Annotated in this window: 12 protein-coding genes; 11 read left to right on the plus strand and 1 reads right to left on the minus strand. The window is 48.0% G+C overall.

Annotated elements, in window-relative coordinates; genetic code table 11:
* Positions 1–129 precede the first annotated feature (129 nt).
* The 10 genes from cdaA to SIC45_RS00735 all read left to right on the plus strand — a co-directional run bounded on the left by cdaA (position 130) and on the right by SIC45_RS00735 (position 12,965).
* Positions 130–948 (plus strand): diadenylate cyclase CdaA, encoded by an 819-nt coding sequence (cdaA, locus tag SIC45_RS00690; RefSeq protein ID WP_022794289.1) that lies wholly within the window; start codon positions 130–132, stop codon positions 946–948.
* Positions 941–2,497, plus strand: a complete 1,557-nt coding sequence (locus tag SIC45_RS00695; RefSeq protein ID WP_319630687.1) for a YbbR-like domain-containing protein — start codon at positions 941–943, stop codon at positions 2,495–2,497. Before cdaA ends, SIC45_RS00695 begins: the two co-directional genes overlap by 8 nt.
* Positions 2,498–2,540: 43 nt before the next feature.
* Entirely contained in the window at positions 2,541–3,887 is a 1,347-nt protein-coding gene (gene glmM, locus SIC45_RS00700) for a phosphoglucosamine mutase (protein WP_319630688.1), read from the plus strand.
* A 541-nt stretch (positions 3,888–4,428) separates the two neighbouring features.
* On the plus strand, positions 4,429–6,231 hold the full coding sequence (gene glmS, locus SIC45_RS00705) for a glutamine--fructose-6-phosphate transaminase (isomerizing) (protein ID WP_319630689.1): 1,803 nt from the start codon (positions 4,429–4,431) through the stop codon (positions 6,229–6,231).
* 339 nt (positions 6,232–6,570) lie between these two features.
* Positions 6,571–7,527: a calcium/sodium antiporter gene (locus SIC45_RS00710; protein ID WP_298784648.1), complete on the plus strand. Its 957-nt coding sequence runs from the start codon at positions 6,571–6,573 to the stop codon at positions 7,525–7,527.
* A 142-nt stretch (positions 7,528–7,669) separates the two neighbouring features.
* A complete protein-coding gene (locus SIC45_RS00715) occupies positions 7,670–8,887 on the plus strand; it encodes an ISL3 family transposase (protein ID WP_319630690.1) in 1,218 nt (405 codons plus the stop codon).
* A gap of 143 nt (positions 8,888–9,030) precedes the next feature.
* The gene (locus tag SIC45_RS00720; protein WP_319630691.1) at positions 9,031–9,900 is read left to right on the plus strand and encodes an SDR family oxidoreductase; all 870 of its coding nucleotides are present in this window, start codon (positions 9,031–9,033) and stop codon (positions 9,898–9,900) included.
* 19 nt (positions 9,901–9,919) lie between these two features.
* A complete protein-coding gene (locus SIC45_RS00725; protein ID WP_319630692.1) occupies positions 9,920–10,447 on the plus strand; it encodes a D-lyxose/D-mannose family sugar isomerase in 528 nt (175 codons plus the stop codon).
* Between the two features lie 141 nt (positions 10,448–10,588).
* Positions 10,589–12,289 carry a methyl-accepting chemotaxis protein gene (locus SIC45_RS00730; RefSeq protein ID WP_319630693.1) on the plus strand — a complete coding sequence of 567 codons (1,701 nt, stop codon included), beginning with the start codon at positions 10,589–10,591 and terminating at the stop codon, positions 12,287–12,289.
* A gap of 205 nt (positions 12,290–12,494) precedes the next feature.
* Positions 12,495–12,965 (plus strand): GNAT family N-acetyltransferase, encoded by a 471-nt coding sequence (locus tag SIC45_RS00735; protein ID WP_319630694.1) that lies wholly within the window; start codon positions 12,495–12,497, stop codon positions 12,963–12,965.
* A 43-nt stretch (positions 12,966–13,008) separates the two neighbouring features.
* On the opposite strand, the gene SIC45_RS00740 is transcribed toward SIC45_RS00735, so the two are convergent.
* Positions 13,009–14,682, minus strand: a complete 1,674-nt coding sequence (locus SIC45_RS00740) for a M20/M25/M40 family metallo-hydrolase (protein WP_319630695.1) — start codon at positions 14,680–14,682, stop codon at positions 13,009–13,011.
* A gap of 173 nt (positions 14,683–14,855) precedes the next feature.
* Here SIC45_RS00740 and SIC45_RS00745 point away from each other — a divergent pair, with 173 nt between their 5' ends.
* Positions 14,856–15,143, plus strand: a complete 288-nt coding sequence (locus SIC45_RS00745) for a putative quinol monooxygenase (protein ID WP_298784662.1) — start codon at positions 14,856–14,858, stop codon at positions 15,141–15,143.
* Positions 15,144–15,145 lie beyond the last annotated feature (2 nt).

The following is a 15,145-nucleotide window of genomic DNA, read 5'->3' on the forward strand; positions in this document are numbered from 1 at the left end:
TTAATCCGGGCGCAAACTACATAATAAAATTGCCGGAAATCCAAATAAAGCACGCAGAGAATAGAAGTGATTGTGATATAATATAACCGTTACTTTGCTTACGGGATAGAATCAATTGGAGGAAGTGCCATGTTTGCTGGACAAGATTTCGATTTACTCAACATCATACGAATTGTCGTAGACATATCGCTGGTGGCGTATGTCATTTACAAAGCGATCACGATTATCCGGGGCACTCGGGCCGTCCAGCTGGTAAAAGGCATTGCTGTTATTTTAGCTGTTTGGTTTATAAGCAGTTTTTTTGGTCTGCGAACGCTTCAATGGATTATGGGGAACTCGGTTACATACGGACTGCTTGCCATCATTATTATCTTTCAGCCGGAACTCCGGCGTGCCCTTGAACAGCTCGGCAGGGGGAGGCTCTTCGGCAGAGCTTCTTATGTAGAAGAAGATGAAACGTTAAAAACGATTGATGCCATTATGAAATCAACAAAGTATATGGCAAAGAGGCGCATTGGAGCGCTGATTTCCATCGAGCGCGAAACTGGAATGAATGATTACATTGAAACCGGCATATCTATGGATGCAAACATTACATCAGAACTTTTAATTAATACCTTTATTCCAAACACTCCGCTTCATGACGGGGCGGTAGTGATGAGAGAAAACAAAATAGCCGCTGCTGCCTGCTATCTGCCTCTATCAGAAAATCCCTTTATTTCAAAGGAGCTGGGCACCAGGCACCGCGCCGCTCTTGGTGTGAGTGAAGTAACAGACGCGCTTACGCTGGCTGTGTCGGAGGAAACCGGCAGTATTTCCATTACCAAAAATGGAGATCTTCACCGGGATGTTGATGAAGAAACACTCCGCAAAATGCTTGAAAAAGATTTGATGGCAGAAAATAACTCATCCAGTATTTGGCAGTGGGGAGGGAAAAAGGATGGATAAACTTTTTGCGAATAAGTGGTTTGTCCGCTTTATCTCTCTTGCTTTTGCCGTCATGCTTTACTTAATTGTGAATATGGATCCAACGGTAAATAACGCCGGCGTCGTACCAGACGGTGAAGATCAGACATATACAATCGAAGACGTGAATATTACCCCGGAATACAATGAGGAAGAGTACGCGATTACAAATATGACTGAAAATGCAGATGTAACGCTCGCTGGTTCGCAGACGGCTATTATGCTGTTTCGCCTGTCTCGGTCCGACAGCTATGAACTTTATTTAGACATGCAGAACCTGGGCGCCGGAACGCATAACGTTCAGGTAAGTCATCGTGATTTTCCGACAGATCTGGAGGTAACCCCGTCACCGGAATACGCCACGGTAACGCTCGAAGAAAAGCAGGAAACGACCTTTCCGCTTGAAACACAAATTTTGAACGAAAAGGAAAATGAAGAGTTTTCTTTTGGGAACCCGACCGTCAGCCCTGAGGAAGTGACGGTAAGCGGGGCCGGTACTGTTATCGAACAAATTGACCGGGTTGTTGCCCAGGTGGATGTATCTGAAGCAGATGGTGACATTAGTGGAAGCTTTCCGGTAGCGGCACTCGATACGGAGGGCAACGAGCTGGATGTAAATATAGAACCGCAGGAGGCATCAGTGGAGCTATCTGCTGATGCTCCTTCAAAAGAAGTGCCGGTAAACGTGGAACGGACAGGCAATTTAAGTGCAGATACATCAATTAGTGAAGTCACAGCTTCCGAAGAAGCAGTAACTATTTACGGCAGCGAGGAAGCAGTACAAAATACAGAAAGCATTAATGCATCTCTCAACCTGAATGAAATTAGTGAAAGCGGCACGTATGAACTGGATGTACAGCTTCCGGACGGCATCCAACGGACAAATCCTGAAAATTTAAGCGCCTCTGTGACGATAGAGGGCGAAGATCAGGCTACGCTTGAAAACGTACCTATTTCGATTGTGAATTTGCCTTCAGGTGCATCGACGAGCTGGGTGAACCCTTCCTCGGGCCAAATGAATGTGCAAATATATGGAGCAGCCGGAACGCTTGAGGGTGTCAGTGCAGAAGATATTACGCTGGAGGCACTTTGGAGCGGCAGCGGCTCCTCCAGTGAGGAGTCCTATATTCTTCCTGTGGAAGCGAGCGGGCCGGAAGGAGTGCAGATTTCTCCGGCAAGGGAGAATGTGGAAGTAACCCTTCAGCAGGAAGAAAGCAGAGAAGAAACGGAAGAGGAAGCAGAGCCGGAAGGTGAGACGCCGGAAGAGCAGCAGAACGAAAATACAGACGAGCCCGAAGACTCTGGTCAGAATGATGAAGAAGGTGATTCTTCCGGTCAGGATGGCTCGACAGAAGATACAGAAAATGGCAGCGGGTCAAATGGACAGGATAATGATACAGAAACAGAGCCGGCACCAGAATCTGGAAACACTGAAGAAGATGGCTCCGGGGGTACAGAAGAAACACCGGCAGAAAATGAAGAAGAGGTTCCTGCGGAAGAAAATACTGAAACGGACGGGGAACAGCAGTAAACATCATCAGGGAATTGTGTAAGAATAAAGGAGAGATTTAACCATGGGGAAATATTTTGGTACAGACGGAGTCAGGGGTGTTGCCAATACAGAACTGACACCGGAATTTGCTTTCCGGCTCGGACGTGCTGGCGGTTATTTGTTAACGAAGGATCATGAACATCCAAAAGTATTAATAGGCAAGGATACGCGGATCAGCGGGGAAATGCTTGAAGGAGCGATGGTCGCGGGTCTTCTTTCCATTGGAGTGGAAGTGATGCGTCTTGGAACCATTACTACGCCGGGAGTGGCTTATTTAACTAAGGCAGTCAGTGCTCAGGCAGGGATTATGATTTCCGCTTCCCATAACCCGGTGGCAGATAACGGCATTAAGTTTTTCGGAGCAGATGGCTTCAAGCTGAACGACGATCAGGAAGCGGAAATCGAGCGCCACCTCGAAGGAGACGACCAGATGCCCCGCCCGGTGGGAGGGCAGCTTGGAAGCGTTAATGATTATTTTGAGGGCCGTCAGAAATATCTCCAGTTTTTGAAGAATACAGTCAGTGAGGACTTCTCGAGTCTGCACATCGCTCTTGACTGTGCAAATGGGGCTGCTTCTTCTTTAGCTCCGCATTTAATGGCAGATCTTGAGGCTGATATTTCTACTATTGGAAACAACCCGGATGGAATTAATATTAATGAGGGTGTTGGCTCTACGCATCCGGAAGCTTTGGCTGCCTTCGTCGTTGAAAAAGGAGCGGACCTTGGTCTTGCCTTTGACGGCGACGCAGACCGGCTGATTGCTGTAGATGAGAACGGGAACATTGTTGATGGCGATCAGATTATGTATATCTGTGGCAAGCATTTGAAGCAGGAGCTGATGCTGAACAAAAACACGGTAGTAACGACGATTATGAGCAACATAGGCCTGCATAAATCCCTGCAGGAGATTGATGTTGAAACGGTGCAGACAAAAGTTGGAGACCGCCACGTCATGGAAGAAATGAGGGCAAATGGGTACAGCCTGGGAGGAGAGCAGTCCGGGCACCTGATTTTTCTTGACTTGACCACCACAGGGGATGGAATGCTGAGCGCACTGCAGCTCGTGGATATGGTAAAAAAATCGGGCAAAAAATTATCAGAGCTTGCCGCTGAAATGCCGAGATTTCCACAAAAGCTGGTCAATGTCCGCGTGACGGATAAATACGAGGTGGAAAATAATCCAAAGGTTAAAGAAGTAATAGACCGGATCGAAGCGGAAACCGGAAACAAAGGAAGAATCCTTGTGCGCCCTTCCGGCACCGAACCACTCGTCCGGGTGATGGCAGAGGCTGAAACAGAAGAGCTGTGCAACAATTACGTAAAAGAAATTGCTGACGTAGTTCAGGCAGAAATGGGCCTGGATAAATAAGTAAAGAATGCCGGGTGGCAGAGCCCGGCGTTCTTTAGGTTTAAAATATAATAATTTCGGTAACGGTCATGCGGTGTGTAACTTTTTTATGTAAATTGCGACTAATATTAAGTGTTTCTTAAAAAGAGGAAATATACATATTTGCATGAAAAAATTTCACAATTTCACAATTGATTACAGCAAGCAGATAGCGTATTATTATGTATAAATCTAGTGAAGAAAGGAGCAGGAGTAAAGTTTCATTATTGAAGCGCTAGGACTGTTTTGGAACGAAAAACAGAACAGTTGACGAGGTGGAGGTTTATCGATTAATCGGCGGATGCCTCCCGGCTGCATGTCTCAGCTGAAAGTGCTGGCTTAAATCATGAAGGCGACTTCGTGGCTAAAGGCCAGGACAAAGGCATGAAACTGGAAAATGAAATCGTGAAAGAGCACCCGTGAAAACAACACCAATAAAAAAATTAAACGAGACGAGTGGGGCATCAGTAAATGTCCCGCGACATATGCTCATGCCCCGCCGGTTATAGGAGGGTATCCACGTATGTGTGGAATTGTAGGATATATTGGAAATGAGCAGGCGTCGGACATTTTGTTAAAGGGACTTCATAAGCTTGAATACCGGGGCTACGATTCGGCCGGTATAGCGTTAGTAGACAATGACGGTGTTAGTGTATACAAGGAAAAAGGACGCATTGCCGCTCTCGAAGAAACGGTAAACGGCCAGGCAAATGGTACGATCGGGATCGGCCACACGCGCTGGGCGACACACGGAGCGCCGAGCCGGGACAATGCGCATCCGCATCAAAGCATCAGCGGCCGCTTTACGCTTGTACACAACGGGGTCATTGAGAACTATCAGCAGCTCCAGCAGTATTACCTTGACAGAGTGTCTCTTCGCAGCCAGACTGATACGGAAATCATCGTGCAGCTTGTAGAGAAGTTCAGCCAGGAAGGGCTTAAAACAGAAGCTGCCTTCCGGCGTACTCTGGCTCTTCTAAAAGGATCCTACGCTTTGGCATTAATCGACAACGATGATGAAGAAACCATCTATGTCGGAAAAAATAAGAGCCCGCTCCTCGTTGGTTTAGGAGAAGGTAAAAACGTTATTGCTTCGGATGCAATGGCAATGCTTCACACGACGAAGCAGTTTATTGAAATTATGGACGAAGAAGTTGTTATCGTGACACGTGATTCTGTGCAGGTAAAAGACCTGGAAGGAACTGTTCAGAGCCGCGAGCCTTTTGTGACAGACATTGACGAATCTGATACCGAAAAGGGCACCTACGATCACTTTATGCTCAAGGAAATTGATGAACAGCCATTTGTTATTCGTAACATCATCCAGAAATACCAGGACGAAGACGGCGACATTAAGCTTGAAGAAGATATTCGTGCAGCGATTAATTATTCTGACCGCATTTATATTCTCGCAGCCGGTACAAGCTATCATGCCGGACTCGTAGGTAAAGAAATGATTGAAAAAATCGGACAGAAGCCGGTGGAAGTACACATTGCGAGCGAATTTTTGTATAACCAGCCGCTTCTTTCCGAAAAGCCGTTGTTTATCTTTATTTCCCAAAGCGGGGAGACTGCCGACAGTCGTGGTGTGCTCGTAAATGTGAAAAAACAGGGTCATCCTTCGATCACGATTACGAACGTACCCGGCTCGACGCTGTCCCGTGAGGCAGATTTTACGCTTCATACGTACGCCGGTCCTGAGATTGCGGTTGCTTCAACGAAAGCCTACACTGCTCAAATGGCGGTAATGTCAATTCTTGCTATGGACATTGCCCGGGCCCGCGGCATTGAATCTGATTTTAATGCTATTCAGCAGCTGGGGCTCGCGGCTAACGCCATGGAGACACTTTGTGACCAAAAAGATGTTATGGAAGGCATCGCAAGAGAATATTTGAGTGAAACGCGCAACTGCTTCTTTATTGGACGTGCACTTGACTATCATGTGGTGCTTGAAGGTGCATTAAAGCTGAAGGAAATTTCATACATTCAGGCTGAAGGATTTGCCGGTGGCGAATTGAAGCACGGTACAATTGCGCTTATTGAAGAAGGCACCCCTGTCATTGCCGTAACGACGCAGAACCATGTCAATTTAAATACGCGGGGGAACCTGCAGGAAGTGGTGGCACGTGGAGCCAATCCATGCGTGATTGCCTCCGAAACAAATCACCAGGAAGGCGATAACATCGTACTTCCGGATCTGCACGAAGTAATGACGCCTATTGTTTCTGTCATTCCACTGCAGCTTATCTCTTACTATGCAGCGATGCACCGCGGCTGCGACGTGGATAAGCCGCGTAACCTGGCAAAAAGCGTAACTGTCGAATAGTCAAAGGTTCGGCAGGACAGCAATATATACTAAGGGTCCATTGGAAAAAAATCCAATGGACTCTTTTTATAAGTTAATGTTGAATAAAATATTGAGAGGCAATGGAAATATGAGCTTTAATTAACTTAGCCTGAATCAACTATATTTTATAGGAAACTTTAACGGAATTAGGTATAATAAGGGAGATGTATTGCGCTTACCCTCTGTTATTGAAGTAATATAAAAATGGTCTTATTTCAGAAGGATATAAGCAGAGCAGTCCCCGGGCAAGGGAGTCGAAAATTCTTTGCAAATAGTATATTAAGTTTTTTTAAGAATATTAAAGTGAGGGTGAAGCGGTTGGCGTATTTGTTTTTACTCATTGGTTTTGCACTCCTGATTAAAGGTGCCGATTTTTTTGTTGATGGCGCCTCAAGCATTGCCGGCAATTTAAAGGTGTCCCCGCTTTTAATCGGGCTGACGATTGTAGCCTTTGGCACAAGCTCTCCGGAAGCAACGGTGAGTGTCCTTGCCGCCTTGGACGGCAGTGCCGGTGTTGCTCTCGGTAACGTAATTGGAAGCAATATTTTCAACATCACGCTTGTGATCGGTGTAACGGCATTAATTGCCCCGCTCGCCGTCGAAAATGAAACAGTGAGAAAAGAGATTCCTTTCACACTGCTTGCGGGTGTGGCGCTTCTTATTCTAATGAGTGACACTGCTCTTCAGGCGCTTAGTGAAAATGTAATCACACGTAGTGATGGCTTTGTGTTCCTGTTGTTTTTCACCGTGTTTTTATATTATATATTTGAAGTGGCCCGAAGGAACCGGGCTGCCCAGTCAGAGAACCAAATGAGTGCTCCGGCTGCCCCGTGGACAAAAAATATACTGCTGACCGTCGGCGGGCTCGCAGCCATCATTTTTGGCGGGGACCTGGTAGTCGACAGCGCGACTGAAATTGCGCTTGCGTTTGGGATGAGTGAAACACTGGTTGGTTTGACTATCGTTGCTATTGGGACGTCCCTGCCGGAATTGATTACTTCCATTACGGCGGCGATTAAAAAAGAAACAGACATAGCGATCGGCAATATTGTCGGAAGCAATATTTTCAACATTTTCTTTGTGCTCGGTGCCGCTTCCATAATCTCTCCGCTTGCAGTAGAAAGCAAAATTTTTATGGACATTTCGCTTATGATCATCCTGACAGTGCTGCTGCTCGTTTTTTCGAGAACCAATTTCAGAATTGGCCGCCGGGAAGGCGCTGTTCTTGCAGCCGCATATATTATTTACCTGATTTATATTATTATCCGTAACTAAATAGAATGATTGAACTGTCTGGGAGCTCCGGGCAGTTTTTTTAGGCTCTATAATATTTGTTGGGGTACAGACACAAAAAAACACGCAGACTCCGATATCCGTTATACTTGCGTCGACGAAAACCAAGCAGGATAGGAGTTGCGTGCATATGTATAGTAACATAACGATCCCCGGCCTCCAAGGGGTAAGGGTCCTCCACACCGACGAACGGGAAGGAATGGTGCACCTTCAGGTGGCGGTGCCCCGGAAACGGTCCCGGTGCCCAGCCTGTGGCACGTGGACCCGGCGGGTCCACGATTACCGGTGGCAGCGGGTGCAGCATACGGCCTGGTTTGAACGGCCAACCGTGCTTCATTATCGTCGGCGGCGGTACGCCTGCCCCTGCGGGAAGCGATTTGCTGAAGCTAATCCACTGGTCGATCGGTATCAGCGGCACAGCCGGGAATGGAATCAGGCCCTCGGCCTCCGGCTGGTCACCGGCAAGAATTTCACCGATACAGCCCGCCAGTTTTCCACGTCAGTCACGACGGCGCTGCGCCGGTTTGACGAGTTGGCTTCCCGGACGCTCCCGCACGTGGAGCAGCTGCCACGGGTGATTGCCGTCGACGAGTACAAAGGCGACACGAGCGCCGGCAAGTATCAGCTGTTGGTGGCGGACGGGGCTACCGGACGTCCGGTCGACATTTTGCCGGACCGGAAGAAAGAGACACTGAAGCAGTACCTGCAGCAGAAAGGCGGCCAGGTGGAGGTGGTCGTGATGGATATGAGTGCGCCCTTTCACCAGGCGGCCCGGCGGGCCCTGAACCGTCCGATCATCGTGGCGGACCGGTTTCACGTGCACCGGCACGTGTACTGGGCTCTCGAACGGGTCCGGCGCCGCGTGCAGCACACCCTGTCGTCCTACCACCGCAAGCGGTGCAAACGGCTGAAGCACGTGTTTACCAAAAAAGCCGAAGACCTCACCGCCCAACAGGTGAAGATCCGGGACTATTACCTGGCCGAGTCGGAAGAGCTCCGGACGGCATATGAACTCAAAGAAGCCTTTCGGGCCTGGTTTGAGCGGAGCAAGCGCCGGATGACAACCGGCCAGGCCGGCGCGATCCGGGATGATCTGTACGCCTTCTACCGGCAGGTGGAAGCGAGCGGGTGCCCGGACATGGCCCAGGCTGCCGCCACCGTCCGGCGCTGGCAGACCGAAATCCTGAACAGTTTTACGTTCGATTATCACAATGGCACCGTGGAAGGACTGAACAACCAGACCAAGGTGATCAAACGGAACGCCTTCGGGTTCCAGCGGTACGACCGCCTGCGGGCCAAAGTGTTATTGCATCATCAATATAAATGGTCGCTCGCCGGATAATGGAGGGGGTCACCCCAACATTAGACATAGAACCTTTTTTTATGCCATTTTCAGGTGCCTCCGGTTATAAATGTTTACTATTTCCTGTTAGCAGGTAACTAAAAAAGTATTACCTTAACAATGAAAAAGGAGCACTGATATAAATGGATATTAATAAACAGCAGATGGGTGGACAGCCAAAGCAGAGCCAGCCGGAGCAGCCGGGCCTTGAGTCAGAGATGAAGCCGCTGCCAATCCAGCCGCTCGATTATAAAGGAAGCGGAAAGCTGACGGACCGGGTGGCTCTGATCACTGGTGGTGACAGCGGCATCGGCCGCGCGGTGGCCATCGCCTATGCCAAAGAGGGAGCCCATGTAGTCATTAATTATTTGGAGCAAGAGCAGAGCGACGCCGATGAAACGAAAAAACTGATTGAAAACGAAGGCGTACAGGCTATGCTTCTGCCCGGAGATGTCTCGGAGGAAGAAACGTGTAAATCACTGATTGAAAAGACAGTGAATGAATTTGGCAAACTCGATATTCTTGTAAATAATTCTGCGATTCAGTTTCCAACGAGCGATTTGCAGGATATTTCGCTGGAACAGTGGGATAAAACATTCAAAACTAATTTATATTCCGTATTTCATATGACCAAGTTTGCAATTCCGCATTTAAAAGAAGGAAGCTCTATTATCAACACTACTTCCATTAATCCGTATACTGGTAACCCGAACCTGATTGATTATACGTCCACCAAAGGAGCCATTAACGGCTTTACCCGCAGTATGGCAGCCAACCTTGTCGGTAAAGGCATACGGGTAAATATGGTGGCACCGGGACCAATCTGGACACCGTTAATCCCTTCAACCTTTGATGAAGATTCCGTGGCGGAATTTGGAACTACGGCGCCGATGGGACGTCCGGGACAGCCTTCGGAACTGATGGGCCCTTATGTTCTGCTGGCATCGGATGAAGGCTCCTATATGACCGGCCAGTGCATTCATGTGAACGGCGGTATGTACACGTCATCTTAAGAAAAACAGGAGGAACCTTATGAAGCTGAATGATTTAACAGAGATTGAAGTTCAGAGAAAAGTAAATGAATACTTCCGGCTGGCAGACATTACGCTGAAAGACGAAGAAATACGGGATATTCAGATTAATGATTTCGGTCTTGGGCGTCTGGACGAACTGGGTCTGCAGCTGTTTGTGTATATTAATACAGAACGGTACTGTGCTAAAGAATGGGCGCTCTTCCCGCGTCAGACGTGCCCTGAGCATCTTCATCCTCCAGTGGAATCGGGGGACCCGGGCAAGCAGGAAACATTCCGCTGCAAATTTGGAACTGTCTATTTGTATGTGGAGGGAGAAGCGACTTCACATCCAAAGGCGCATCCCCCGGAACAGGACAGGGATCAGTTTACAGCAGCCCACGAAGTTATATTAACGGCCGGGGATCAATACACGATTCCTCCGAATACAAAGCATTGGTTCCAGGCAGGAGAAGAAGGCGCTGTAACCGCAGAGTATTCCTCGACAAGCACTGATAACCATGATATTTTCACGCATAAAGATATTTAACCGTATGCTTCATTCATCCCTTCAGCCATATTGGCGGGAGGGATTTTGTTTATTTTATCCATAAAAATCCATTTCTTCCTATAAACTATGAGGTGATTATTACGATAATAATAGTAAGACATCAGCTTAAGGAGGAAAACGGTGAAAGGATTTATACAAAAGCTTACGCTTGGCACAAAGCTGAACATAATTATGGCTGCAGTTCTCATTGGTTTTTCTATTGTGATTGGTTTTATTACGTTCGACCAGATAAAAAAGGGCGTGGAAGAAACGGCTGTAGAAAAAGCGGTTTCCGACTTAAATTTAGGCTATGAATACATAAATAGTGAATACCCCGGGGAGTGGCGTATTGAGGATGGGAATTTAATAAAAGGGGAAACGACTATCAGCGGAAATACCGATATTGTTGATTTTATCGGGGAAATGACCGGGGGCACCGTAACCATTTTCATGAATGATACCCGTGTAACGACCAATGTGATGCTTGAGGGAGAGCGTGCTGTCGGCACCCAGGCGTCAGAGGAAGTGGTGGAAACGGTGCTGCAGGATGAAGAAATGTATACAGGAGAAGCAGACGTAGTGGGAACAAGCTATCAAACAGCTTATGAACCTATTTATAACGAAGCGGGAGTGCCTATTGGCATGTGGTACGTAGGCGCATCGCAGGAAATACTGGATGAAATTACCGGTGACGCACTCATTACCTTTTTGATTGCTTTAGTGATTGCCGGTATTGCAGCAATGGGCGGCGTATTTTTATTTTCACGCAGGATATCCAAAAGACTCGGACGTGTGACAGGTGCGCTGACAGCAGCAGGAGAGGGAGATTTTACCACGAAGCTTTCGGATCCTTCAGATGATGAAATAGGCCGGCTGACAGCGGGATACAATCAAATGCGGGAAAACTTGGGTGCATTGGTAAGACAAATCTTAACCACGTCTGAGCAGGTCGCAGCCTCCTCTGAACAGTTTAGTGCGAGTGCGGAGGAAACAAGCTCGGCTGCTGACGAAGTGTCCCGTGCAGTGCAGGAGGTGGCCGGCGGGGCGGAGCACCAGGCCCGCAGCGTGGGAGAAACAAAATCGCTGGTGGCAGATATTTCCGGCGGTATGGATCGTATATCGGGAAACATCCAGGCAATTAATGAATCCTCGTCGATAAACGTCGAAACGGCGGAAAACGGGTCACAGGTTATTCAGCAGACGCTCGGACAGATGTCGTTGATTCAGGATAAAACGAATCATACCGCAACGTTTATTCATCACCTGGAAAACAAGTCTGGTCAGATAAATGACATTATTTCGCTGATTACCAATATTGCCAATCAGACCAACCTGCTGGCATTAAACGCAGCCATCGAAGCTGCACGCGCGGGAGAAAGCGGCCAGGGGTTTGCCGTGGTGGCTGAGGAAGTGCGCAAGCTTGCCGAGCAATCCGGCAGTTCCGCGAGTCAGATTGGTTCGCTGATTAAGGATATCCAGGCAGACATCCAGGAATCGGTTACGTCGATGGAGGACGGGAAAGAAGCCGTAGAAGGGGGTATCCGTCAGGTAAAGGAGGCGGAGAGTGCCTTTCAGTCGATTTCTGTATCGACGAAAGATATCGCCGTTCAGCTTGAAGAATCATCGGCAGCTGTGGAGCAGATGACAGCCCAGACAGAAGCATTGATGCATTCCGTGCAGGGGGTCGCAGACATCGCCGACCAGTCCATGGAGCATACACAAAGCGTAGCTGCTTCCTCTGAAGAGCAAAACGCTTCCATGCAGGAGATATCATCTGCATCAAACACCCTTGCGCATATGGCAGAGGAGCTCGGGCGCTCCGTGCGCTCGTTTAAGGTTTAAGTTCTGAAAAAGAAGCACCGGAGGCTAAAGGTCCCGGTGCTTCAATATTTATTCCGCGGCCGTCTAACAGAACATCGCAATATCATTTGCACTGATACGTCGGATAAAGGCATGTTAGCGGCTGTCAGACCTATGATACAGTTAAATGGAAAAACAGGCTTAAAGATAGAGCACTTATACAGCTGAAACAGAGGAGGATGCATTCATGCACATACGCAGAGCTCAGTCCAAAGATTACTATACGGTTAAGTCGGTGATTAACGAATGGTGGGGCGGAAGAAATATGGCCGGTAAGCTGCCAAAGTTTTTGTTTGATCATTTCCAGGAGACAAGCTTTATCATGGAAGTAAATGGCCGGATGACAGGGTTTCTTGTCGGATTTTTGTCGCAGACAAGAACGGAGGAGGCATATATACATTTCGCCGGAGTTCATCCGGATAACCGGGGAGAAGGAGTCGCAGAAGAATTATATGACGCATTTTTTGACTTCGTACTTGATGAAAACCGCCGCATTATCCGGGCAGTGACGTCACCTGGCAATGAAGCTTCCGTGGCATTTCATCAGGCGATGGGATTTAATCTGTTGGCGGGGGACAAAACGGAGAACGGGGTCCCGGTACATACTGACTATGACGGAGAAGGACAGGATCGCATACTTTTTGAAAAAAAGCTGTAAAACAGCCGGCTTCTCTTTTTATAGAGAGCCGGCTTTAGCTGTCTTATTCTTTTACAGCGGCAAATTCACGCAGGATCCGGACGGTGGTGGCCCGGATTAAATCGGGGAGAACGTGAAAGGAGTAAGGCTTGTAGACCCTCTCAGTCCATTTATGCCCGTCCTTCCCGTAAACACCCATGTTGATGGAGGAGATGTTCAGCTGCTTTATAGCTTCGACCGGCACTGGATAAAGGGTGTCTCCCTCCGGTAAATTTTTCAGCAGAGGCTGAAGCTCTGCATCTGATTCCTGAATGGATAAAAAGCTGCCGTCGGATAAATAGGGAAAGAAATTGCGCATCTCAAATATTTCCCCGGTACCGGCCGCGTTGTCCTGAAGAATAGAGGAGAGGGATGCCTTCAGCTGCCGGTGCCGGCTATTATCATCTGTTAAATAATTATGCGGGAGAAACGGCGGAGCGTAAAAGAAAATGATCTGCGGTGCTTTATCCGGATCAAGCTCGCGCAGAGCGTGCACCAGTTCAAAGCTTCGCAGCCGGAGATCCATGCCGGCGGTTTCAGAAAGCCGTTTTTGAATGGCTGCCTGCGTGTCGAGTCCCTTTTGTTCGAGTTCAAGGCGGTAGTTTTCATACGTCTTAACGTCTATTTCCCAGGAAATATTTTTCGGAGGCATGCCGGTGACCTCGATGTATCTATCGTATTGAGAAGCAAAGTACTGCTCCGATTCTGCTGCTGCCCGACGTGCCGCCTGAAGCATTTGTTCGGTTACCTGTTCCGCGGTGGTTTCGTATAAAAAGTAATTAAAATACAGCCGGCTGCCTGAAGCAGTCTGAACAGTATAGCTTTCCTTCGTATCACGCTGATAAAGACATGTCGGGGGTAAAATCAGCTCTCCAGGAATATGCTCGGTTAAGTCATAATTGTTGTGGATGCGCTCCGTGAGCTTAGCGGCAACGAAATTAGGATCTACGCCGGCAAGCGTATCACCAACGTGCACTTCGCGCCCAAAAACGAAAAAGGCAGGAAGCAGTTTTCCGGCGGTTCCTGTATAGATGTACTTTGTGGTATCTCCTTCATACAGTGGGGCAATAAAGTCGTTATTAATCGCGAGCAGGTACTGAAGGCCGTGAGAACGTTTTAAATCACGAAGAACAGGCAGTGCGCCGATAAGGCCGCAGTGCTCGCTTTCTTCATCGGGATTCAGTAAAAGCAGGATATTGCCTTCAAGTTTTTCCGGATGCTCCGAGAAATAAAGCAGATTCACGATATGCACGGCGATGCCGCTTTTCATATCGACGGACCCGCGTCCGAACATCCAGTCTCCGCTTTGGGCATCTGTCTGCGCTTCGGGATCATTTGTATAGCTTTGAAAGTAAGAAAGCAGTTCTTTTGGTGAACAGGCCTGGTGTTTAATGTTTCCATAATCTTCGATTCCTACTGTATCGATGTGGGAATGATAAAGGATTGTCTGGGCTGAAGAAGATGGGCCTTTGATAAAGGCAAACACATTCTGGCGTCCGTGAGGGTCTCCGTGAACCGGCTCTACCCAGACGCGTTCCGGGAACTGTTGGAAATAAGGAAATGTATGCAGGATGCGGTAAAGCTCCCGCGCGATGGATACTTCGCCATCGGAAGCGTTCACGCTGTTCCACTCCACCAGATATTCTGTAAGATACTCCGCCTGTTCTGCTGTGGTAAGAGACTGTAAGTTTTCGTACATTGCTGATCACCTCGCCGCAATAATTGCTGTTGTCTCTTATTCTACTGTATGAATCTGCCAAAGTAAGCAAATAAGTGAATTTTCCTGCGAAAGATTGTTTTATGTCTCAAGTCCTGAGCCGTGCAGAAATAAGCAGGGGCGCCGTATAATAAACATATAAAGGAGGAAGATGCATGACAGTAACCATTAAAGCATTTCTGCAGGCACAGCCGGGAAAAGAAGAAGCTTTGAAAACAGAGCTGAAAAAGGCGCTGGCCCCGTCGCGGGCAGAAGCAGGCTGTATAGAATATGTTCTGTATGAATCGGAAGCGCAGGACGGGGTATTTATCTTTTCCGAACAGTGGAAGGATGAAGAGGCCGTGCAGCAGCATATTCAGACTGAACATTATCAGGCCTACCGGCAGAATACAGAAAATCTTGTCGTATCAAGAGAAGTGTATAAATTGAAACCGGTGGAATAAAC

Origin of the sequence: Marinococcus sp. PL1-022, assembly GCF_033845285.1 — a bacterium.
Classification (GTDB): domain Bacteria; phylum Bacillota; class Bacilli; order Bacillales; family Marinococcaceae; genus Marinococcus.